Source organism: Actinotignum timonense, assembly GCF_900155575.1.
Taxonomy (GTDB): domain Bacteria; phylum Actinomycetota; class Actinomycetes; order Actinomycetales; family Actinomycetaceae; genus Actinotignum; species Actinotignum timonense.
On record NZ_LT706966.1, the window covers coordinates 234,949 to 258,723 of the forward strand.

Genomic DNA, 23,775 nt, shown 5'->3' on the forward strand with positions numbered 1-23,775 from the left:
CACCCGCCCGCGAGCAATGGCTGGATCGCGTATCCATCGTGGCGACCGGCACCCGCCATACCCAGCCGCGCTCGCATTGCCCGCTTACTCTAGGGTGCTTGATCATTCTCAGTGCCCAGCCAGCAGGGCGAGGATTTCTTCCCCGTAGATAGCGAGTTTCGTGGCTCCCACCCCCTTGATCTGGGCCAGGGCGTGGATGCTGCGCGGTTTGGCTATGGCGAGGGCGCGCAGCGTGGTGTCATGGAAAATTGTGTAGGCCGGTTTGCCGGTGGCTTGGGCGCGCTGGGCGCGCCAGGCCGCGAGTTCCTCAAAAAGCGCCACATCTTCGGGGTAGGCGGCGGCGAATTCTTCCGCGGCGGCGCGGGAGCGGCGCCGGTAGCGGGTGGCCCGCGAGGTTTCTTCATCTTCCGGTTGTGGCCACAAGCCGGTGAGGAAGCGGGAGACTTTCTTTCCCGAGCGATGCCCCGAGGAGGCGGCATAGGAGATCTGCAAAAATTCTTGGGCCCGCGTGATTCCCACGTAGAGGAGGCGGCGTTCTTCGTCAATGGCCGCGGGTTTCTTCGCCAGGGAAATAGGCATGAGCCCTTCGCTCATCCCCACCAAAAAGACCGCTTCCCATTCCAGGCCCTTGGCGGCGTGCAGGGAGGACAGGGTCACGCCTTCCAATTCCGGGACGTTCTGGGTAGCGGCGCGTTCTTCCAGTTCCACCACGAAATCCATCATGGAGGCATCCCGGCTATCCTCCATATCTTCCGCGAGGGTGATGAGGGCGTGGAGCGCTTCCCATTTTTCCCGGGCCGAGCCGGCGGTAGCCGGAGCTTCATCCCGCCAGCCCATCTGGCGCAACACGGTACGCACATTATCCGCGAGCGGGCCGCTCACCCCGGAGCGTGCCGCGGCGCGCATGGCCACCATAGCTTCGCGTACATCGCGGCGCGAGAAGAATTTTTCCGCACCGCGCACCTGGTAGGACACCCCCGCCTTGGACAGCGCCGCCTCAAATTCAGCCGATTGGGCATTGGTGCGGTAGAGGATGGCGATTTCTGAGAGCGCGGTACCTTCCGCCGCGAGCGCCTGGATAGCGCTGACCACACCGGCGGCTTCCGCCCCATCCGATTCGTATTCTTGGAAAGTAACCGGGCGCCCGGAGCGACGCTGGGAAACCAGCTGCACCGTGCCTTCCGAAACATCATCGGCAATCACGGTATTCGCGGCCGCCACGATTTGCGGGGTGGAACGGTAGTCACGGGTGAGTTCAATAACGCGAGCGCGCGGGTATTCCTGCTGGAAACGGGCGAGGTAAGTGGAGGATGCCCCGGCGAAGGAATAAATGGTCTGGGAAACATCCCCGACAACGCACAGATCCTTGCGGTCCCCCAGCCACAGCTGGAGCAGGCGGTGCTGGAGGGGGGACACATCCTGGTATTCATCCACAACGAAGTGGCGGTATTGCTCGCGTATCTGGCGGGCGATATCCGCACGATCGAGCAGGATGCCCACGAGGAGGAGGAGCACATCATCAAAATCGAGGACGCGGCGTTCGGTTTTCACTTCTTCATAAGCTTTCGCCAAGCGCGCGATATCGGTACTGAGCTGACCGGCGACTTCCCCGCGCCCGGCCGCCAGGGCGGCTTCTGGATAATTATCCGGGCTGATCATGGAGACTTTGGCCCATTCAATTTCCGCGGTGAGATCCCGGATACTCACTTTATCGGTAGGCAGGCCGATCTGGCCGGCGGCTTGGGAAACCAGCCCGAATTTCGATTCGGTAATCCGCGGGATGGTTCCCCCCACCGCGGTGCCCCAGAAGTAGGAGAGTTGGCGCAGTGCCGCGGAGTGGAAGGTGAGGGCCGGCACCCCGCCCACCCCGAGGTCCCGTAAGCGCGAGCGCAATTCCCCGGCCGCGCGGGAGGTGAAGGTAACTGCCAGCACGTTCTGCGGTACGTAGGCCCCGCTGCGCACCCCGTAGGCGATCCGGTAGGTGATAGCGCGGGTTTTCCCGGTGCCCGCCCCGGCGCGCACGCATACCGGCCCGCGCAATGCGGTGGCGACCGCGCGCTGATCCGGGTCCAGAAATTCCAGCAATTCCTCGGGTGAATCCATCGTGTTCCTCCTTGCCCTCTCAGGATGCCACACGCCTACGACAGAAATTTTCCCCTTATCGAAACTCGTGGCGAGCCGCGCGCCCAGCCCGTACGATCACCTCATGGCTGATCTCACAATGTATACAACGTCGTGGTGCGGCTACTGCCGTAACCTTTCCGCCCAGCTCAAGCGGGCCGGCATCACCTGGAATGAGGTGAATATTGAGGAGGATGAAGCCGCGGCCGTGAAGGTTGCGGCCCTCAACGGTGGCAATAAAGTGGTACCCACTCTTGAGTTTGCCGACGGCGCCACCCTGACGAATCCGAGCCTGAAAGAGGTGCAGGCAAAACTCGCCGAACTCGCCTCCCCCGGGAGCTAAAACTCACACTCGGGGCGGTGGTAGAGCGATCCAGAAACAAGGGCGGGTGCCCGCGCCACCGCCAGCACCCGCCGCAAGATCGCCGCGGCTCCGGCTTCCTACCAGCCCAGATGAGGGCGAATCCCGGGGCCGTACCAGTCGGTGATGAGGGCCGCGGCAACCGAGGAGGGCCCGGGCAGGCTGAGGCTGCCCTCGCGCAGGGCGGCATCCAGCTCGGGCGGGCTGTAGAAAGCCGCGTGGTCGATTTCTTCCCCATCCGGGCGCACCAAACTATCTGCCCCGCCGGCCCGGGCTTCGGCCTGGCGATCCACCCACGCCACGTAGGCGATCATGAGGGAGCGCGGGAAGGGCCAGGGCTGGCTGGCGAAATAGCGAATCTCGCCCAGCGGCACTCCCACTTCTTCGCGCACTTCGCGGCGCACCGCCGCTTCCAGGGACTCCCCCGCCTCGGCAAAACCTGCGAGCACCGAATGGCGCCCGGCCGGCCAACGCGCATTATGCGCCAGCAGGATACGATCCTGAGAATCAAGCACCGCCATAATGACGGCCGGGTCGGTGCGCGGGAAAACCACGTGGCCTTCCGGGCAGTGCCCGCTCCAACCACCGGTATCCACGGTGATGCGCTGGCCGCAGACCGCGCACCAGCGGGTAGCCCGCCAGGTATTGAGGATTGCCACCGCCGCGGTCACCAGCGCGCACATATCCGCGCTCCACGACGGCGCGTAATTTTGCAGCGAGCCAATCCGGTACCCCGGCGCATCCACTTCCGGGTTATCACGGGTGGGTCCGCCCCCGATCACGGTGGTGAGATCGCACGCAAAATAGGGACGCCCGGCAACTTTCCCCAGGTAAACAGTTGGTGAATCCGCGGTGGTGCGCGGGAGCTCAGAGCGGTTCAACAGCAGGGGTGCATCATCCTTATCCAGCACCGCGCCCCACCCGGAAATAAGCAGATACCCCGCATTTTCCGCCAATTCCGCCAGGCGCTGCGGTGAGCTGCGGGAGAGTTCATCCCGGTCCAAATTTCCGCGCGCCAGGATTAAATCGCCGTCGTACCCCACTATCGTGCCCCTTCCGGAACCGGACGCGTGCCGGTCACCCTTCCACCAAAATTCTAATATCACTCTTCTGGATTCTTGCCGAACGCCGATATTTTGCGACAATACGAAGGTGACTTCATTACCGGCTACTTCCCCGACCGCATCTCGGTACGTGGCGCGCGCCTCCGAACGCGCCCTGCCCGTGCGCTTGCGGCCCGTGCGTCTGGGGGCGCACCTCACCGATACCGGGGCGGATTTCGCCGTCCTGGCTCCGCACGCGACCGCGGTTGATCTGTGCCTGATTGACCGCAGTGCCTCGGGTATCACCGAGCGTCGCTATTCCCTGCATCGGGACGCGAGTTTCACCACCTGGGTGGGGCATGTGTCCGGGGTGCGCGCCGGTCAAGAATACGGCTACCGGGTCCATGGCCCGTGGAATCCCGATACCGGGATGCGTTTCAACCCCGCCCAATTCCTCCTCGATCCTTACGCGCGGGCCATTACCGGCACCCCGCGCCTAGGCCCCGAACTCTACGGGCACAAGGTAAATGACGCCCTGGATCCCGTCCCGCTCCCACCTCAGCGTGACGATACCGATTCCCTGGAAGCCATGTGCCGCGGCGTCGTAACCGCACCCACGGAAACGCATATCCGCCACCCGTATACGCCCTGGTCCCACACCGTGATCTACGAAACGCATGTGCGCGGGCTCACCCAGCAGTTGGCGGCGCTTCCCGAAGAATTGCGCGGAACCTACGCCGGTCTGGCGCACCCGATTGTCACGAATTACTTGCGTTCCCTGGGCGTGACGGCCGTTGAGCTGCTGCCTATCCACGCGAAAATGTCCGAACCGTTCCTCACCGAACGCGATCTCACCAATTATTGGGGTTATTCCACCCTCTCCTATTTCGCTCCCGAACCGAGCCTGGCCACCGCCACCGCGCGGGCCGCGGGCCCCCTGGCCGTGCTCCAGGAAGTGCGCGATATGGTGGCCCGCCTCCACGATGCCGGCCTGGAAGTCATCCTCGACGTTGTGTATAACCACACCTGCGAAGGCGGGGTGAACGGGCCGACCGTCTCGCTGCGCGGCTTCGGGCAGACCACCTATTACATGCAGGTCCCCAACCAGCCCGGCCAGTTTTATGACACCACCGGCACCGGGAATTCCCTGGATTTCCGGCGCACCCCGGTGCTCCAGCTCACCCTGGATTCGCTGCGTTACTGGGTCAGCGAGATCGGCGTGGACGGGTTCCGTTTCGACCTGGCCGCCACCCTGGCGCGCCGCGGCGATCATTTCGATACCAACCATCCCCTCTACCTGGCCATGGCCACCGATCCGATTCTTTCCAACGTCAAGCTCATTAACGAGCCCTGGGATCTGGGGCCCAACGGCTGGCAAACCGGCAATTTCCTACCGCCCACCGCGGATTGGAATGACCGCTACCGCGATTCCATCCGCCAGTTCTGGGTGGCCGACCAGCGCGCCGTGGCCGGCGGGGGCCTGGGCGGGGACCTGCGGGATGTGGCCACCCGGCTAGCCGGCAGCGCCGATCTATTCGGACACGGGCGCTCCCCCTCCGGGCGCGGGCCGCTCGCCTCCGTCAATTTCATTACCGCCCACGACGGCTTCAGCCTCTACGATCTGGTCTCCTACGATTCCAAACACAACGAAGCCAACGGGGAAAACGGGCGCGACGGCACCGATAACAACCGCTCGTGGAATCACGGGGTGGAAGGGGAAGGCAGCGATACCGCCCCGCTCCCCGAGCACGTGCTACGCGCGCGCACCCGCACCATGCGCAACCTCATCGGCACGCTGGTGTTCAGCGCCGGAGTCCCCATGCTCTACGGCGGCGACGAATTTGCCGATACGAAATTCGGCAACAATAACGCCTACTGCCAGGATAATCACGTGTCCTGGCTGGATTGGGACCACGAGGAATGGCAGCGCGAACTCCAGGCCACCGTGGCCTATCTTTTCCGCTTGCGTTCCGAACACCGGGTGCTGCGCCCGAGCATGTTCTACACCGAATCGCCCTCCGGGCGCGATCACATCCCCGATTTGCAGTGGTTTGCGGATACCGGCGAGCCGATGCCCGAACACCGGTGGTTCGATCCCTCGAATCGGTTACTGCAAATGCTGCGTTCCGGTTCTGAGCGCGACGCCGATGCGCTCGTGGTCATTAACGGCTCGAACCACCATGTTCCTATCCGATTCCCGCAGGGGCGCGGCAATCCCTTCGCGCTGGCCTGGGATTCCTCCTGGCCCACCCCGCGCTCCTCGGAGCGTATCTACCAGCCCGGGGCCTCCACCCGGGTGGAGCCGCTGACGATGCAGCTCTACTTCGCCAACCCGGAGCGGTAGCGGGGCGCTGCGTCGTCGTGCTATACGCGGCCGCGAAACGGAAACCGCAAGAAAAGCTGTCGCGGCGGCGCCTACAATAGACAAGCAGAGCACGCTCCCGGGGAACTCGGGGCGGCCTGGGTATGACTGAAGGAGCAAGGTATGAGTGTCGAGGAATCCCTCGAACGGTCCACGTCCGCCGCATCCCTGGCGCATGCGCAGCGCCTGAGTGAGAAAATCAAGGAGAAGATTAATACTTCTCCGGAGGAATTCCGGGTTCTCACCGGGGATCGCCCCACCGGTAATCTCCACCTCGGGCACTACTTCGGTTCGCTGCGCAACCGGGTGGAATTGCAGCGCAAGGGCGTGGAAACCTGGCTGGTCATCGCCGATTTCCAGGTCATTACGGATCGCGACGGCACCGGGCCCATTCGGGAGCGGGTGCGTTCGCTGGCCACCGATTACCTCGCGGTGGGTATCGACCCGGATGCCGCGGTTATTTTCCCGCATTCGGCCATTCCCGGCCTCAATGAACTCATGCTGCCCTTCCTTTCTTTGGTGACCGACGCCGAACTACGCCGCAATCCCACCGTCAAGGCGGAACACGAGGCAACCGGCGGGCGGCCCCTGTCTGGGCTACTGCTCACCTACCCGGTGCACCAGGCCGCGGATATTCTTTTCTGCAAGGCCAATCTGGTGCCGGTGGGCAAGGACCAGCTCCCCCACCTCGAACAAGCCCGCGTGATCGCCGACCGTTTCGAGGCGCGCTACGGGCGCCCGGCCGGGCGGGAAACCCCGGTCTTCCCGCGCCCGCAAGCCCTGCTCTCCGAAGGGACCTCGATTCTGGGGCTGGACGGCGCCAAGATGAGCAAATCGCGCGGAAACACTATCGAAATCGGCATGAGCGCCGATGAAACCGCCAAGCGCATCAAGAAGGCGGTCACGGATTCGGATCGGCATATTACCTACGATCCGGAGGGCCGCCCGGAAGTGTCGAATCTGCTGCTGCTGGCTTCGCTGGCGCAGGGGCGGCCCGCGGTGGAGATCGCGGAGGAAATTGGCGACGGCGGGGCCGGGACCCTCAAGAAGATCGTCACCGAATCGATCAATGAGATGTTTGCCCCCATCCGGGCCAAGCGCGCCGAGCTCGCTAAGGATCCGGGCTATGTGGACGGGATCGTGCGCCGCGGTATCGAGATGGCTAACGAGCGCGCCAATAAGACGCTCGCGGAGGTGCGCGAAGCGCTCCAGATGGTGTACTAGCCGCGACGCGGCGGGCGCGGGGCGCCGGAGTCTGCCCGGCTGCACCGCTCAGAAAGCTGAGTTCATCAGGAAGGTAGTCCCACGGTTATGGATGAAAGGCAACGCGACCAGATCATAGCGAGAACCCGTAGCGAACTGGAAGCTCAGCTGCCCACCGATCCCGAGGAGTTGCGGGCGCTAACGGTCGAACTGTTGGAGCGCAGGCAGGTTTTACAGGCGCAGCTTGAGCTCGCGCGGAAGAAAGCGGCAGAGCGCGCGGAGAAAGCTGAGAAATTGCGGGCTTTCAGGAAATACTGAGCGCCCCGGCAACAAAGTGGTACTGAAGCTACAGGCAATACCCGATTTTCTGTCGTGCAGTACCACTTTGTAAGGCCCGCTGTTCTCCAGTACCACTACAACGGTCAAACACACCCTCCGCAGGGCAGGCCGATAGCCTCACCCCACCGCGGCAGCCACCTCCCGGCTGTGGCCCGCCCGCAAAATGTACGCCAGTGACATATTTAGCCCGGATTTATGTCAGGGACGTACATTTCACGAGGTTCACGGTCCACAACGCACGTTTTGTAGCCGTGAATCTTGAGAATGGCCAACTCTGCCTATCCCGCCGCGGCGGGAGGCGGAGTGTTTTTCCGAGATGTACTTCGCATGTACAACAGATGCAGTACAGCTCGGAAAACACATAGTCCCTCCCGCGCGCCGCGCCCAGGCTTCTATATACGACGACGCAGCCAACCGGCCGCGCGTCCACCCCCGCGGGCCGGTGTGCCAGAAGCCCGGAAACCTAATAGGATTGAGCTTGTGAGCATCCTTACACAGACGCATCATCGGCTCGTGCGCCGCCGCGCGAGCCGTGGGATTGCTGCCGCTTGCGCGCACGCCCGCCATATGTCGCCCGAGGATACGAGGAGATAAGCCATGTCCATTGAACCGACGACGCCCGCGAAGAATTCGGCCCCCACGCCCGAAAAGAAGCCGGCAGCCACGCCCGCAACTACGCCCGCGGCCACGAAGTCAGCCGCCACAAAGGCAGCAGCCGCGAAGAAACCCGCGACCACTCGGCGCTCGACGAAGAGCACCAGTTCAGCGAAGAGCACCGGCACGGCGAAGGGCACCACAACGGCAAAAGCCCCCGCCAAGGCCAGCGCCGCGAAGTCCACGCGAAGCACCGGCACGGCGAAAACTACCGGCACGGCAAAAACCACAAAAACCGCGAAAACAACCGCGAAAACCGCGCCCTCCCCCACCACCCACGGCCGCCCGAACCCGGAAGGCTACCCTCCCGCGTTCCCGCAGGCACCGATGGCCCCGGCTCCCGCGCCGCGCGCGAATATCGCCCGCATCCCGATTATGGATGTGACACCCTGCGTGCAAAACGGCTCGCTGGCAGCCAAGGGCACCGTCAATGAAGCTTTCCCCGTGCAGGCCACCGTGTGGCGCGAAGGCCACGACCTGTTCGGTTGCGAAGCCGTCCTCGTGGATCCGCAGGGCCGCGAAGTCCAGAGCGCCCCCATGGTGTTGGTACGCCCGGGCCTGGGCCGCTACGAAGGCTGGCTCACTCCCACCGAGCCCGGCGATTGGACATTCTTCGTGCGTTCATGGTCGGATCCGCTGGCCACCTGGCGCCATACCGCCGAGGCGAAGCTCCCGGTTGGCCAGGATATTGACCTGGTGTTCCTCGAGGCCGAGCAGCTGCTCAAGAGGGTGGCGAAATTGCTGCCGCGCGGTTCACAGGACCGGCCGGCGATTAATGACGCTATCGACGTCGTTCGAAAAAAGTCCATCCCGGCTTCGGTACGTTTCGCGGCCGTGACCTCCAGCGTCGTCGAAGATATTATTCAGCGCTATCCGGTGCGCGATTTCGTGAGCGAATCGGCGCGTTTCCCCCTGGCCGTGGACCGCGAACTGGCCCTGCACGGCGCGTGGTACGAAATGTTCCCGCGTTCGGTCGGTGCGTGGCGCGATGACGAAGGCACCTGGCATTCCGGGACCCTGCGCACCGCGGCGGAAGATCTGCCCCGCATCGCCTCCATGGGCTTCGATGTGGTGTACCTTACCCCGATTAGCCCGATTGGCCTGACCGACCGCAAGGGCAAGAATAATTCGCTGATCGCCCAGCCCGGCGAACCCGGCTCGCCCTACGCTATCGGCAGCGAGGCCGGCGGGCATGATGCCATCCACCCGGACCTGGGCACCTTCGAAGATTTCGATGCTTTTGTGGCTACCGCGCGGGATTTGGGCATGGAGGTCGCCCTCGATATTGCGCTGCAATGCTCCCCGGATCACCCGTGGCTGCGCGAGCACCCCGAATGGTTCTTGCACCGCCCGGACGGCACCATCGCGTTCGCGGAGAATCCCCCGAAAAAATACCAGGATATTTACCCGCTCAATTTCGATGACGATCCGGAAGGTATCTACCAGGCCGTCAAGGGCGTGCTCGAAACGTGGGTTTCGCACGGGGTCACGCTGTTCCGGGTGGATAATCCGCATACCAAGCCGGTGAGTTTCTGGCAGCGGCTGCTGGCCGAATTCCGCCAGACCCACCCGGAGGTTATTTTCCTGGCCGAAGCGTTCACCGCCCCGCCGATGATGCGCGGCCTGGGTGCGGTGGGCTTCCACCAGTCGTACTGCTATTTCGCGTGGCGTAACGAAAAGAAGGAGATTGAGGACTACCTGTGGGAGGTAGGCCGGGAATCGGATGCGATGTTGCGCCCCACTTTTTGGCCGACGACGCACGATATCCTCACCCCCTACCTGCAGCATTCGGGCCCGAACGGGTGGAAGATCCGCGCGATTTTGGCGGCGATGGGTTCGCCCTCCTACGGGATCTACTCCGGCTATGAATTTGTGGAATCGGAGCCGCGCGGCAGCTTCGAGGAAATGAATAATAACGAGAAGTACGAATACCGCCCGCGGGATTACAGCCGTGATCCGTACGGTATCCAGGGGCTTCTCACCCGCCTCAATGAGATCCGCAAAGAGCACGTGGCTCTCCAGCGCCTGCGCGGGATCACGATTAATCCCACGTCGAACCCGAATATTGTGTGCTTCACGAAGGTGGCGCGCCCGGAGGAAACTCCGTCGGGAACCGCGGACCGGGTGATCGTGGTGATCAACCTCGACCCGCACACCACCCAGGAAGCGGAGATCTCCCTGGATATGTCCGCTTTCGGTGCATTCGACGCCAGCGGCCTGCCGCTGGGCGAAGCACCCGAGCAGATCGAGGTGGTGGACGAGCTGGGCGGCGGGCACTTCCAGTGGAATAACCGGCCTTTCGTGCGCCTCAACCCCTTCACCAGCCCGGCACATATCCTCTCGGTAAAGGCCTGATTGCATGTCCCTTCCTTCCCTCAATGCCGCCACGTCCGGGCCCCGCATCGCCCAGTCCGAACATCGCGGGCTCAGCGATAATCCGCAGTGGTATCGCCACGCGGTGTTTTACGAGGTCCTGCTCAAGGCTTTTGGGGATACCGATGCCGATGGGGTCGGCGATATCCGCGGCCTCATCGCGCACCTCGATTACATCCAGTGGTTGGGGATCGACTGCATCTGGATCCCGCCGTTCTACCCCTCCCCGGGGCGGGACGGCGGGTACGATGTTGCCGATTACACCGCGGTGGATCCTCGCTACGGCACGATGGATGATTTTCGGGAGCTCGTTGATCAGGCCCACCGGCGCGGCATCCGCGTCATTATCGATATTGTTATCAACCACACCTCCGCGGATCACCCGTGGTTCCAGTCCTCCCGCGCCAATCCGGACGGGCCCTACGGGGATTTCTACGTGTGGTCAGATACCGATAAAAAATACGAGGATGCCCGAATTATTTTTGTGGACACCGAGGTATCGAATTGGACGTTCGATCCGGTGCGCAAGCAGTATTTCTGGCATCGTTTCTTCTCCCACCAGCCGGATCTGAATTTCGATAATCCCAAGGTGCACGAAGCTGTCCTCAATATTTTCCGCTTCTGGTGCGAGCTGGGTGTGGACGGGCTGCGCCTGGACGCCATCCCCTACCTCTACGAGCGGGACGGCACGAATTGCGAAAACCTCCCGGAAACCCACGCTTTTATCGCGAAGGTGCGCCGAGTCCTCGATGAGGAATTTCCCGGCACGCTCTTGCTGGCCGAAGCTAACCAGTGGCCGGAGGACGTCGTCGAATATTTCGGTACGGAGGAAGCGCCCGAGTGCCATATGTGCTTCCACTTCCCCGTGATGCCGCGAATTTATTACGCGCTGCGCGACCAGCGTGCCACCGCAATCCGGGAGATTTTGGAGCGCACCCCCGCGATTCCGGCCGGGGCCCAGTGGGGTACGTTCCTGCGCAATCACGATGAGCTCACCCTCGAAATGGTGAGCACGGAGGAACGCGCCCTCATGTACGGCTGGTATGCCGACGACCCGCGCATGCGCGCCAATGTGGGAATCCGCCGCCGCCTCGCCCCGCTGCTGGGGAATTCCCGGGCGGAAATTGAGCTGGCCCACGCGCTGCTGCTCTCGCTACCCGGCTCGCCCTACCTCTACTACGGGGACGAAATCGGGATGGGTGACAATATTTGGCTGCCGGATCGCGACGGCGTGCGCACCCCCATGCAGTGGAGTCCGGATCGCAATGCCGGTTTTTCCACCGCGGATCCGGGCCAGCTCTACCTGCCGGCCATTACCTCGCTGACCTATAACTACCAGGCGGTCAATGTGGAATCGCAGCTGGCGCAGCCGGCTTCGCTACTGCATTGGATTCATGGGATTCTGGAGGTGCGGCGCGGGCACCCGGCGATGGGTTCGGGTGATTTCGTGCTGCGCGAGTCGAATAACGACGCAATCCTCGCCTTCACCCGCTCCTGCCCGGAGGAAACCATCCTCTGCATTATGAACCTGGCCAATACCCCGCGCGCAGGGCGCGTTGAGCTGCCCACTTACGCCGGGTGGCTGGCCACGGATGTGTTTGGCGGGGCCGGGTTCCCGGCGGTTGGCGCGGATGGCAGTTACGACGTAACACTGGGCAGCCGCGATTTCTTCTGGCTCAAATTGGATGCGCCCGGGCAGGCCGAGCCCGGCCCGGTGGAGGGCGCCCGCGCCGAGGAAAGCGGGGAGCCAGTGGATTTCGCGGCGCTGTCCCGCCCGGCANCCCTGGCCGACCCTCCAGCGTATTCACGGGGATTACCACCTCGGTCAGGTGGTGGATGTGCCCGGGCGCGGTTGGGTGGCCCTCGATTTTGAAGGTGAACCCCTGCGCCCGCTCCCCGAGCGTGTGGCTCCCGACCTCGCCCTGCGTGACGTAGCCGGCATGCTGCGTTCCTTTGATTATGCCGGCGGCCAGGGCGAACGCGATGGCCAGCCCGCCGCTCGCATGCGCGCCTGGACCCGCGCCGCCGAAGGTGCTTTCCTGGCCGGCTACGGCGCGATTCCCACCGAACACCAGCCTCTGCTGCGCGCCCTCCTCCTGGACAAGGCGCTTTACGAAGTTGTATACGAGGTCAATCAGCGCCCCGACTGGATTGATCTGCCCCTGGGCGGGGTCCACCGCCTGCTGGAGAACTAGCAGCCGGGCAGCTCAGCCCGCCGCGGCTGCGGCGGGCTGCGGCGTCGTCGCCCTTCCACCGTACCCGCCCGCGCCCGCAAGCTCCCCATACCCGACCCCGCACGCTGTCCACGGCAGGCGCCCGCGGCCCGGGATCGCGCATCTTTCAGGTATCCTGGGATATGTAGATAGTCGCGCGGCACTTCCGGAAATTCCGCGGTACCGCTTGGCAGGACACAGCACACCACCGGCGCGCGCGGGTGGTTTCCCGCTCTGACCGCCTACGCTCCATCGTGCAGAGAGGCACACATGTCTGATTACGTAGAAGTTGATGAAGGCACGCTCGAGGCTGTTTCCAAGGGTTGGTACTACGCACCCCACGATGTCCTCGGCCCCCATTCCAACGGCAGCACCGTCACGATCCGTACCATTCGGCGGCTCGCGGATGCGGTATTTATTGAAACGCTGGACGGGCGGGTGCCGGCCGTGCACGAATACAACGGGATTTGGCGCGCGGTGCTCGATACCCCGAACGTGCCCGATTACCGGGTGGTGGCCTCCTACGGGGGCGTGGAAAGCCGCGGGGATGACCCCTACCGTTTCCTGCCCACCCTGGGAGAAACCGATATTTACCTGATCTCGGAGGGGCGCCACGAAGAATTGTGGAATGCGCTGGGTGCGCATGTGCGCCACTTCCCCTCGATCCTCGGGGATGTCACCGGCGTGGCCTTCTCGGTGTGGGCGCCCAATGCGCTCGCCGTGCGGGTGGTTGGTGATTTCAACGGCTGGGATGGTTCGCTGCACGCCATGCGTTCCCTGGGTAGCTCCGGGCTGTGGGAACTCTTCGTGCCGGGCGCCGGCGCGGGGGCGCGCTACAAATTCGAAATCCAGTACAAGGATCTGAGCTGGCACCAGAAGGCCGATCCGATGGCCCGCTACAGCGAAACAGCGCCGTCTACCGCCTCTATCGTCACCGAATCCACCTACGAATGGAACGACGACGCCTGGATGGCCCAGCGCAATGACCCTGCATCGGGGCCGGTTTCCATTTACGAAGTCCACCTGGGTTCGTGGCGTAAGGGGCTGTCCTACCGGGAGCTCGCCGACCAGCTCATCGGGCACGTCAAGTACTGCGGCTTCACCCACGTGGAATTCATGCCGGTGGCGGAGCATCCCTTCACCCCTTCGTGGGGCTACCAGGTGACCGGGTACTATGCGCCCACCTCGCGCTACGGCACCCCCGATGATCTGCGCTACCTCATTGACCGGCTGCACCAGGCCGGCATCGGGGTAATTACCGACTGGGTGCCCGCGCATTTCGCCACCGACGAATGGGCGCTGGCGCGTTTCGACGGCCAGGCGCTTTACGAGGATCCGAATCCGCAGCGCGGCTCGCATCCGGATTGGGGCACGCTGGTCTTTGACTTCGGGCGCCGCGAAGTGCGGAACTTCCTGGTGGCCAATGCGCTGTACTGGCTGGAAGAATTCCATTTCGACGGCATCCGCGCAGATGCCGTGGCCTCCCTGCTCTACCTGGATTATTCGCGGGAAGCCGGGCAGTGGCAACCCAATATTTACGGCGGGCGGGAAAACCTCGAGGCGATTTCCTTCCTCCAGGAAGTCACCGCCACCGCCTACCGGCGCAACCCCGGCGTCATGATGATCGCGGAAGAATCCACCTCCTGGCCGGGCGTCACGGCGATGACGGATAGCGGCGGGCTGGGCTTCGGCCTCAAGTGGAATATGGGCTGGATGAACGACACCATCCGCTACTTCGAGGAAGAGCCGGTCAATCGGCGCTGGCACCACGGGGAAATCACGTTCTCCATGGTCTACGCCTATTCGGAGAACTACCTGCTGCCCCTCAGCCACGACGAAGTAGTGCACGGCAAGGGCTCGCTCTACCAAAAGATGCCCGGCGACGACTGGCAAAAGCGCGCCGGCGTGCGCGAATTACTCGCCTACCAGTGGGCGCACCCGGGTAAGCAGCTCCTGTTCATGGGCCAGGAATTCGCTCAGATCCGTGAATGGAACGACGACGCATCTCTCGACTGGTGGCTTACCGACCAGCCCGAACACGATGGCATCTTGTCCCTTGTGAAACGGCTCAACGAGATCTACGTGGATCACCCGGCCCTGTGGAGTGATGATTTCACCCCGCACGGATTCGAATGGATTGACGGATCGGACGCTGATAATAACGTCATTACCTTCCTGCGCCGCTCTGCCGATGGCAAGGATGTGGTTGTGGTGGCCTGCAATTTCGCGGGTATCCCCCACCACGATTACCGCATCGGTTTGCCGGCCGGGGGCACCTGGAAGGAAGTCCTCAATACGGACGCGGTGGAATACGGCGGTTCCGGGGTCGGCAACCTCGGGGAGGTCCACGCGGAGGAGGTCGGCTGGAACGGCCGGCCCTATTCGGCCCCGGTGCAGCTTCCCCCGCTCGGGGTGGTCTACCTGCACCACGCGCCGGAGGAAGTTGCGGAGGAGATCGCGGCCGAAGATTCCATGCCCGCAGCCGAATCTAGCGAATCCGCAGGTGAAATGGGCGCGGATGGCAAGGAATCCGAGGCAGCCGCAGCCGCCTAAAGCGGTCGCCTTATAGAGGCACCTCCTAAAACAGCCGCCTCAGAGCGCGTGCCGCGTCTTAGCTCCTTCGCGGTGGCGCCTGGCAGCGGCGCAACAGTGGGCCCGGTGATCGACTACTCGACCACCGGGCCCACTCCTTTGCCTACGCACAAAGTGGTACTGGAGCTACAGCCAACACCCGATTTTCTGTCGTGCAGTACCACTCTGTCAGGCCCGATGTTCTCCAGTACCACTACGCCGGACACACACGCCCTCAGCGCCGACCTGCCGAGCCAAATCGGCCCGAGCCGGCGGCAGCAGGCAGGGGTGTTTTTTCCGAGGTGTACTTCGCATGTACGACAAATGACGTACATCTCGGAAAACACATAGTCCCTCCCCGCTGAAGAACCAATAACCCGGACTTTCCTCGGCGTATCACCGAGCGAAAGTCCGGGTTATGAGCAACTATTTCGGGTGCGGCCAGGCTACCCCTTCACCGACCCACCGGTCAGTCCCGAAACGATGTAGCGCTGCAGGAAGAGGAAGAGGAGCAGAATCGGGAGTGCGGAGATGACCGCGCCGGCTGTGAACCAGCCCCACTGTTTCTCATTGCCGCCCACCCAAATATTCATGCCGATGGCCAGGGTCCAGTTCTCTTCTTTGGAGAGAATCGTGGAGGCCAGGATGAAATCGTTGAAGGCTCCGATGAAGGCTAGCAGCCCCACCACCGCGAGGATCGGAGTCACCAGCGGGAGCACGATGGTCCAGTAGACCTGCGAATGGCTAGCGCCGTCGATCTTCGCGGCTTCGTCCAGCTCCATCGGGATGGAGTTGAAAGTGCCGTACATGAGGAAGGTATTGGCGCCCAAAGCCCCGCCCAGGTACACGCAGATGAGCGAGAGCTTGGAATCCAGGCCGAGTACCGGCACGATCTCACCCAGCTGGCTGAGCAGCAAGAAGATTGCCACGAAGGCCAGCAGCTGCGGGAACATCTGGATGACCATGAGGGCCAGCAGCCCGCCCTTGCGCCCCCGGAAGCGGAAGCGCGAAAATGCGTAGGCCGCGGCCGCGCCCATGAGCACCGCCCCCAGCGCGGAGAAAATCCCGATCTCCAGGGTATTGGCGAACCAGCGCCAGAACATCGTTGAGCTGCCTAGCTGGGCGAAGTTCTGGGTGGAGATCTCCGAGAAGAGGGAGTTCGCCGAGGTCAGCGTCGTTTTGGTATTCGGGTTGAGGGCCGCGGAGAGCACGTAGATAATCGGGAAAGCCGAATAGACGACGGCGAAAAGCCCGACCAGGTGCCGGAAGCCCACTTGGGAAAACCAGCGCCCGAAACTCACCTTATTGTGGTGGCGTTCCCTATGGCTGATCTTTTCCTCGATCACGGGAACAGCGCCGCGCGCGGTCACGCCCGCGCCACCGGATGCCGCGCCGCGCCCGGACGCGCCAGCGCCGCCGGGAACCGCCATAACTGTAGATTCGCTTGCCATTACTGTGCCCCCTCAATTGAACGCGAGCGCCGGAAGCTGATGAGGGAAATCGTGCCGACGATGACGAAGATGAGGATGGACATGGCCGAAGCCAGCCCGTAGTTCTTCGTTGCCGCGCCCGACAGCCCGGAAATCTGGTACACCATCGAAATGAGGATGTCCGTGGACCCCACCGGCACCGAGGCGTCCGCGAATTGCGGGCCGCCGCGGGTGAGCATGTAGATGAGGTTGAAGTTATTGAAGTTGAAGGCGAAGGAGGAGATGAGCAGCGGGGTTACCTGGATCATGAGCTGCGGCAAGGTGATATACCGCCACCGCTTGAATCCGCCCGCCCCGTCAATCTCCGCCGCCTCGTTGAGTTCGGAGGGAATGGATTGCAGCGCCCCGGTGCAGATGAGGAACATGTAGGGGAAGCCCATCCACAAATTCACCAGGATCACGGACAGCTTGGCCAGCCACGGATCGGTGAGCCACCCGATCTCCGCACCCCCGAAGAGCACCTGGTTGAAGAACCCGTACTTTGGGTTGAGCATGCCGGCGAAGAGGAAAGCCGTCATAAAGGAGGGGAAAGCGTAGGGCAGCAGCATAATCGTGCGGTAGATTTTGCGCCCGCGCATCCGCTCATCATTCATGACCAGCGCGAAGAACATGCCCAGCAGGAAGGTGGTCGCCACCGAGAGGAAGGCGAAAGCGAACGTCCACACCAGCACCTTGAGGAAGGGGCTGGCATAGCGGGCATCCCCGAAGGCATCGGCGAAGTTCTTGAAGCCAACCGTCACCCGCCAACCGGTATTGAGAGTTTCACCGTCGTCGGCCCGGTAGAAGCCATCGCTGGAATCAGCGTGATAGACCTTGCCGGTGGTGATATCCGTGAGGGTATCGGCCGCCGCATCGTGCTTGAGGGTTGATTGGAAAACAAAGCCGGTTGTGGCTGTTTGGGTTCCAATAAACCCATCTCCCGGGTCTTCGCTCATGGGAACGCGCAGCGCGGTGATCTCCGCCTGGCGCGCCCCGATCTGGGCGGGCGTGAGGATCTCATACCCGGGCACCTCGGTGATGCGCTTGCCATTAACCTGGGCATTTTTCGCGGGTACGAAGGGAGCTTCCTCGGTGCCCACGAGCACTGCGCCGTCGTCGTTCACAATAGCGAAGCCGAGTTCCCCACCGGCGTCCACGACCGCGAGGGGGTACTGCGCGCTGCCTTCGACCCGCTGGGTGGAGGTGAGCAGCAGTGCCTCGGTGGCGCGTTCTTTGGTGAGCATATGGCGGTCGCCGTAGTTGGTGAACGCGATGTAGCCGGTGTAGAGGATAACGAACACCTGGAAAATCGCGAGGAAAACCAGCCCCGGCGTGAGGTACTTGGGGGCCAGGTGCTTCCGCGAGAAATACACGTAATCCACGATGACGAGCAGCACCGTGAAAACGGCCACCAGAATCCACGATCCTTCGTTGAACGCCGCCGCGATAATGTAGATCCCCAGCGCATTGACCAGCGCCATGAGGACCAGCTTGATAATAAAACCAACCGACCAGGTGCGCGCGTGCGAGCTTCCCACCACCGGGATTTTCTTCTCGGCGCGGCGCCCGGCCCGGTTCTCCGTTTCCGTACTCATGACTTACCTCTTCGCTGACGCGAGGGTGACCCGGAAACCTCCGAGCCACCCTCGCGTTCGCAGCTTACTTGGCTAGTTCTGCCTGCAGATTCTGGATGAGGCTCTGCCATGCGGCCACCGGTTCGGCGCCGTCAATGATCTGAGCTTCGGTGACGCCCCAGGGCACCCACACCGCACCCATTTCGGGGATGGTGGGCATCGGCTGGGCGCCTTCGGCAGCCTTGGCGAAGCCTGCGGTGACTTCATCCTTCTGGGCTTCCTGAGCCGCGGCGGTCAGCGCCGGGAGGCGGTTGCCGGCCTTGTAAATATCCAGCTGCACCTCCGGGGTGGCCATGTAATCAACGAGGAACTGGTTGGCCACAATCTGGTTCTTGGACTGCGCGGAAACATAGAAGCCCTGCACGCCCACGAGCGGGGTAGCCGCCTTGGGGCCGGGCGCCGGAATCGGCTCCACCGCGACCTTGAGGCCGGCGCTGCGGAAGTCCTCAATCATCCACGGGCCGCCCAGGATATAGGGCGATTCACCCTTCTTGAACGCATCAACCGCAATATCGTAGGTCATCGCGGTTTCGAAAACGCCGGCCTTGCCCTGCTCACTCAGCCAGGTGGCGAAAGCTTCGCCATTGGCCCCGCCCATGCCAAGGTTCTTCGAGGTGGAACCGTCCGCATTCGTCTCAAAAACGGGCGCCCCGAAGGACTGCTGGAAGGGGTAATAGGTGTAAGGATCGCCCTTATCGGTGGTCTGGACGAGGAAGGGGTACTTCACGCCGGCTTCCTTGCCCTTGGCGATCATCTCATCGAAAGTGGCCGGGGTGGAATCCGCCAGCGCGGTATTGCGGATGAGCGCGAGGTTCTCCAGCGCGTAGGGCAGACCGTACAGGTTCCCGCCGGTGGAGAAGGCCGTGGTGGCCACGTCATTGAAGTCCTTGGCCTTATCGCCTAATTCGATGGGGGCGACGACGCCGTTCGCCACGAACTCACCGAGCCAATCATTGGCACCCACGGTGATATCCGGGCCCTGACCGTTGGAGACCTGGGTGAGGAACTCCGCGCGCACATCCCCGAATTCCTTGACCACGAGCTCCACGTGGTTGCCGGTTTCCGATTCGAATTTCTTCGCGGCGCTTTCCAAGGCCGGCTGGCGGTTGGAATCAGTCCACACCGTAATGGTGGCCCCGCCACCGGCTGCCGGTGCTGCCGAGGTGGCTCCGGCAGGTGCTTCGCTCTTATCAGCCGAACCGCCGTTGCCACCGCAGGCGCCTAAAACAAACGCCAGCGCGGATACCGCGGCCATCGCGCTTATGCTCCGTCGCATCTTTACTCCTTGCGTTGATTCTTCGCTACGCGGGATCGCACCATCACGCTCCCCGTTATCTCTGAGGGTAGCGCATCATTCGGTAATTTTCACCCCTTTTTGCAGCCTTTTTTACGCCTTTACATACCGGAGGTTGGTTAGTGTGGAATTTTCCGCGGTTTTACGGGCTTTGCGGGCCGCGCTGTTTTTAGAAATACTTTCACGGTTGGGGTGGCGGCGGGCGGGGAGCTGCGTCGTCGTGCTGTACCGTGACGGGGCGGAAACAGAAGTACGGCGGGACGTTCCCACCGCTCCGCACATCCAGCCGCGCACCGCACCGCTGGAGTTTTCAGAAAAGCCTCAGTACGATGTTGCACGACGGCGCGCACCGCGCCGACCAGCACAAGGACGTCTCGGTACCCATGAGTAAAATTCGCATGCAAGATGTTGCCACCCACGCGGGGGTGTCCGTGGCGACCGTATCGCGCGTGATTAACCAGAAGGGCAATGTCAGCGAGGATACGCGCACCGCGGTGCTGGCGGCCCTCGATATGCTCGGCTACGAGCGCCCGCCGCGCCTGAGCGAGGCGAGCGGAACCGTGGGTCTGCTGCTCCCCGAACTAACCAACCCCATTTTCCCGGTGTTCTACCAGGAGCTCGAACGCGAATTCACCGCCGCCGGGTACACCACCACCCTGGCCACCCAGGCGCCCGGCGCCCTCACCGAGGACGAAGCGGTCGCTTCGCTCACCGCCCGCGACGTGTGCGGGCTGGTTTTTGTATCGGGGATGCACGCGGATTCCAAGGCCTCGCCGGAGCGGTACGTGCGGCTGGCCGAACGCCTCCCCTTCGTCACGATTAACGGCGCGAATCCGCGGGTTCCGGCCCCTGATTTTTCTACCGACGACGCCGAATCCATGCGGCAGGCGGTGCGGCTCCTGGCCGGGCTCGGGCACAGCCGCATCGGTTTGGGTATCGGGCAGCGCCGCTATATTCCCGGCCAGCGTAAAGAACAGGGCTTTGGCGAGGCGATCTCCCAGATGCTGCCCGGCGCCGATGTGATTGTTGCAGAAACTTTTTTCACGGCTCACGGCGGGGCGCGAGCGGCCGAAGCCCTACTGGCGCGCGGCTGCACGGCCATGGTGTTCGGCTCGGACATCATGGCGCTCGGCGCGATTGATGCCCTGGAGCGGCGCGGGGTGCGGGTGCCCGAGGATGTCTCGATTGTTGGTTTTGATGATTCGCCGCTCATTCGGTTTATGCGCCCGGCGCTCACGACCCTGCGCCAGCCGGTGGCGGCCATCGCCCACGCGGCCTGCGCTACCCTGCGGGCCGCCATGGAAGATTTTGCGCCGGCACAGCGCACGAAGGCGGGAGCCTCCATGAGCTTCCCGGCCGAATTGCTGGTGCGTTCCACCACCGCGGGTGCGCCACTTGCGGCGCCCGGTGCGGAAACTGCCGGCACGGCCCGCGCAACCGGTGCGGCGCCCGCGCACATTAGCGCGCCCGCGCCCTCCTCCACCTCCAACTGAAAGGACACCGCTATGCTCCTCCACCCTGCTTCCGAGCGCGAAAACTGGTGGCGCGACGCCGTTATTTACCAGATTTACCCGCGTTCCTTCGCGTCCTCGGGCGGGCCGCTCGGGGACCTGCGCGGCATCGAGAGCCGGCTGGGTTACCTGGCGGATTTGGGAATTGATGCGGTGTGGCTTTCGCCTTTCTACCGCTCCCCGCAATTCGATGCCGGTTACGATGTGTCCGATTACCGCGATGTTGATCCGCGCTTCGGCACCCTGAAAGACGCCGAGCACCTTATTGAGGCCGCGCACGAAGCCGGGCTGCGCATCATCGTTGATATCGTCCCTAACCACACTTCCTGGGATCACGAGCTTTTCCGGCGCGCGGTGGCGGCCGGCCCCGGCTCCCCCGAACGGGAGCTGTTCTGGTTCCGCGAGGGGAAGAACGGGGGCAGCGAGCCTCCCACCAATTGGCGTTCGGTGTTCGGCGGGCCGGCCTGGTCGCGAGTGCGCGACCTCCCCTTCGTTGCCGGCACCCCGGCCGCGGAAGAAGACCTCTACTACCTGCATCTTTTTGACCGCTCGCAGCCCGATCTCAATTGGCAGAACCCGGCGGTGCGTGCCGAATTTTTGGCGACGCTGCGTTTCTGGCTGGATCGTGGCGCCGATGGCTTCCGGGTAGATGTGGCCCACGGGCTCATGAAAGATCCGGCGCTTCCCGATTGGTCCGGGGCGGTGGAAATGGCCGGGGTGACGGAGAAGCCCGAGCCGGCGCCCTTCTTTGACCGCGATGAGGTCCATGAGATTTATCGCGAGTGGCGCGCGGTGCTGGATGAATATTCTCCCGAGCGCATTCTGGTGGCGGAGGCCTGGGCGGATACCGAGGAGCGGCTGGCCCGCTATATCCGCCCCGATGAAATGAACCAGGCTTTCAACTTCATTTATTTGGCCGCGCCTTTCGAGCGCGAGGCGCTGCGCGAGATTATTGTGCAGTCGCTGCGCCAATCGGATCGGGTGGGTGCGCCCACCACCTGGGTGCTCTCGAATCACGACGGCGTGCGGGTGTGCTCGCGCCTGGGCTACCGGGATACCTCCCGCGGGGCGAACGGCATCGGTGCGAATGATCCGCAACCGGACCGCGAGCTCGGGGCGCGCCGTGCCCTGGCCTGGCATCAGCTCACCGCCGGCCTGCCGGGGGTCTATTACATCTACCAGGGCGAGGAACGTAATCTTCCCGAACATACCTCGCTGCCGGACGAGGTGCGCGAAGATCCCACCTTCGCCCGCACCCACGGCAAGGAGCTGGGCCGGGATGGCTGCCGGGTCCCCCTCCCCTGGGAATCGGATCGCCCCGGTTGTGGTTTCTCCCCGGACGGCGCCACCTGGCTCCCCCAGGGCGCGGATTGGGCGCGTTACACGGTGGATGTGCAGGAGGCCGACCCGCATTCTCCGCTGCATTTCTTCCGCACCATGCTGCGCCTGCGCGACGAGCTGGAGCTCGGGGTGGGTTCCCTCGAGGATGTGTGCGATGAGTACGGCGCCGGCGTGCTCGCTTATGTCAATCGCGCCGCGAATACCAACCGGGCCGCGCATGCGCAGCGGCCACCCGTACTCATGCTCACGGTATTCGACGACGCCGCCCCGCTGCCCTCCGGTTGGCGGGTCCTGCTAGCCTCCGATCCGGCCGCCAGCGCCTTGGGCGAAGGGGAGATGATCCCGGCAGATACCACCGTCTGGCTGGTGCCGGTCGAGTAGCCGAGCTGGAATCGCTTTAGAAGAGCGCGGAGGCAAGGTCGCGGCGAGCGCTGCGCACTACCTCCGTATCGGCTCCCACCGCGGTGAAGAGTTCGAGCAGGTGGGTGCGCAGTTCTTCGCGCGCATCCCCGCTGGTGACCTTAATGGCGTTGATCAGCCGGGTGAATCCTAGATCGGGGCGACCGGCGGCCACCTCAATATCGGCGGCGGCGATCTGCGCCGCCGCATCCCCGGGGCCGCCGGCATCCGCCGCGGCCATGACGGCCTGCGGGTCCTGCCCGCGGGTGGAGCGCAGCAGGCGCACCTGGGCGCGGCCCACCTGCGCGACTTCACTATCCGGGTCTTCTGCCGCGAGTGCCTCAAATTCGGCTTCCGCAGCGTCGAGGTCTCCCCGGTCGAGTGCTTCGAGGGCGGCCAGGTGATGGGGATTGACGGGGGCTTCGCCCGCTTCATCGGCTTTCCCGCTCACCCGGCCGGCCACGCCGGCGCGATTAGCTGCGGCGAGCAGCTGGTTCACGAGCTCGGTGAGCTGCGCGGTGGTGGGTGCGCCCTGGAAAAGTGGGACGGGTTGGCCGCCCACGAGCGCGATACCCATGGGGATGGTCCGCACGCCAAAGGCCTGGACAAGTTCCGCTTCGGTGCTGGCGTTCACCACCGCGATACGGATCTGGCCGTCGCGCCGGCGCGCTTCGGCTTCCAGGGTGGTGCCCAGCTCGCCGGCCGCGCCGTCGGCCACAAAAAGCACGATAACCGGAACCTGCGCGGAAAGCTGCACTTCGGCGTTGAGACCGGCCGCGGTGAGTGTGGTGAGGTAAGCGCCGGGCACGGGCGCCGCGTTTTCCTGCTTTTTCGCCGCTGCCAGGGCCGCTAAATCGACCGGGCCGCGCATGGACATATCTGCCATA

At 63.6% G+C, this 23,775-nt stretch carries 16 protein-coding genes; 10 read left to right on the forward strand and 6 right to left on the reverse strand.

The window, feature by feature from the left end:
- Window positions 1-108: 108 nt before the first annotated feature.
- Complete coding sequence (locus CZ322_RS00995) at window positions 109-2,103, reverse strand: ATP-dependent DNA helicase UvrD2 (protein WP_087069851.1); 1,995 nt, start codon at window positions 2,101-2,103, stop codon at window positions 109-111.
- 103 nt (window positions 2,104-2,206) lie between these two features.
- On the opposite strand from CZ322_RS00995, the gene CZ322_RS01000 reads away from it, so the two are divergent.
- Window positions 2,207-2,464, forward strand: coding sequence for a mycoredoxin (locus CZ322_RS01000; RefSeq protein ID WP_087071116.1), 258 nt, complete (start codon window positions 2,207-2,209; stop codon window positions 2,462-2,464).
- 98 nt (window positions 2,465-2,562) lie between these two features.
- Here CZ322_RS01000 and nudC read toward each other — a convergent pair whose 3' ends face one another.
- On the reverse strand, window positions 2,563-3,525 hold the full coding sequence (gene nudC / locus CZ322_RS01005) for an NAD(+) diphosphatase (RefSeq protein ID WP_159454965.1): 963 nt from the start codon (window positions 3,523-3,525) through the stop codon (window positions 2,563-2,565).
- A 109-nt stretch (window positions 3,526-3,634) separates the two neighbouring features.
- Here nudC and glgX point away from each other — a divergent pair, with 109 nt between their 5' ends.
- The 7 genes from glgX (at window position 3,635) to glgB (ending at window position 15,222) form a co-directional block, all read left to right on the forward strand.
- Window positions 3,635-5,869 (forward strand): glycogen debranching protein GlgX, encoded by a 2,235-nt coding sequence (gene glgX / locus CZ322_RS01010; RefSeq protein WP_234984402.1) that lies wholly within the window; start codon window positions 3,635-3,637, stop codon window positions 5,867-5,869.
- A gap of 141 nt (window positions 5,870-6,010) precedes the next feature.
- On the forward strand, window positions 6,011-7,111 hold the full coding sequence (gene trpS, locus CZ322_RS01015; RefSeq protein ID WP_087069853.1) for a tryptophan--tRNA ligase: 1,101 nt from the start codon (window positions 6,011-6,013) through the stop codon (window positions 7,109-7,111).
- An 87-nt stretch (window positions 7,112-7,198) separates the two neighbouring features.
- Window positions 7,199-7,408: a hypothetical protein gene (locus tag CZ322_RS01020; protein ID WP_087069854.1), complete on the forward strand. Its 210-nt coding sequence runs from the start codon at window positions 7,199-7,201 to the stop codon at window positions 7,406-7,408.
- 618 nt (window positions 7,409-8,026) lie between these two features.
- Window positions 8,027-10,438, forward strand: coding sequence for an alpha-1,4-glucan--maltose-1-phosphate maltosyltransferase (locus CZ322_RS01025; RefSeq protein WP_087069855.1), 2,412 nt, complete (start codon window positions 8,027-8,029; stop codon window positions 10,436-10,438).
- Window positions 10,439-10,442: 4 nt separating this feature from the next.
- Complete coding sequence (gene treS / locus CZ322_RS01030) at window positions 10,443-12,329, forward strand: maltose alpha-D-glucosyltransferase (protein ID WP_234984403.1); 1,887 nt, start codon at window positions 10,443-10,445, stop codon at window positions 12,327-12,329.
- The gene (locus CZ322_RS01035; RefSeq protein WP_087069856.1) at window positions 12,295-12,651 is read left to right on the forward strand and encodes a hypothetical protein; all 357 of its coding nucleotides are present in this window, start codon (window positions 12,295-12,297) and stop codon (window positions 12,649-12,651) included. Before treS ends, CZ322_RS01035 begins: the two co-directional genes overlap by 35 nt.
- A gap of 288 nt (window positions 12,652-12,939) precedes the next feature.
- Window positions 12,940-15,222 (forward strand): 1,4-alpha-glucan branching protein GlgB, encoded by a 2,283-nt coding sequence (gene glgB, locus CZ322_RS01040; protein WP_087069857.1) that lies wholly within the window; start codon window positions 12,940-12,942, stop codon window positions 15,220-15,222.
- A 464-nt stretch (window positions 15,223-15,686) separates the two neighbouring features.
- Here glgB and CZ322_RS01045 read toward each other — a convergent pair whose 3' ends face one another.
- From CZ322_RS01045 to CZ322_RS01055, 3 genes are all read right to left on the reverse strand, one after another.
- Window positions 15,687-16,691 carry a sugar ABC transporter permease gene (locus CZ322_RS01045; RefSeq protein ID WP_087069858.1) on the reverse strand — a complete coding sequence of 335 codons (1,005 nt, stop codon included), beginning with the start codon at window positions 16,689-16,691 and terminating at the stop codon, window positions 15,687-15,689.
- Window positions 16,691-18,304, reverse strand: coding sequence for an ABC transporter permease subunit (locus CZ322_RS01050; RefSeq protein WP_087069859.1), 1,614 nt, complete (start codon window positions 18,302-18,304; stop codon window positions 16,691-16,693). The genes CZ322_RS01045 and CZ322_RS01050 overlap by 1 nt, the downstream gene beginning before the upstream one ends.
- Window positions 18,305-18,368: 64 nt before the next feature.
- Complete coding sequence (locus CZ322_RS01055; protein WP_087069860.1) at window positions 18,369-19,619, reverse strand: sugar ABC transporter substrate-binding protein; 1,251 nt, start codon at window positions 19,617-19,619, stop codon at window positions 18,369-18,371.
- Window positions 19,620-20,020: 401 nt separating this feature from the next.
- On the opposite strand from CZ322_RS01055, the gene CZ322_RS01060 reads away from it, so the two are divergent.
- Together CZ322_RS01060 and CZ322_RS01065 are read left to right on the forward strand one after the other, a co-directional pair.
- Entirely contained in the window at window positions 20,021-21,130 is a 1,110-nt protein-coding gene (locus tag CZ322_RS01060; RefSeq protein ID WP_087071118.1) for a LacI family DNA-binding transcriptional regulator, read from the forward strand.
- 12 nt (window positions 21,131-21,142) lie between these two features.
- Window positions 21,143-22,870 carry a glycoside hydrolase family 13 protein gene (locus CZ322_RS01065; protein WP_087069861.1) on the forward strand — a complete coding sequence of 576 codons (1,728 nt, stop codon included), beginning with the start codon at window positions 21,143-21,145 and terminating at the stop codon, window positions 22,868-22,870.
- Between the two features lie 16 nt (window positions 22,871-22,886).
- On the opposite strand, the gene CZ322_RS01070 is transcribed toward CZ322_RS01065, so the two are convergent.
- Window positions 22,887-23,774: a tetratricopeptide repeat protein gene (locus tag CZ322_RS01070; RefSeq protein WP_087069862.1), complete on the reverse strand. Its 888-nt coding sequence runs from the start codon at window positions 23,772-23,774 to the stop codon at window positions 22,887-22,889.
- Between the last annotated feature and the right edge of the window lies 1 nt (window position 23,775).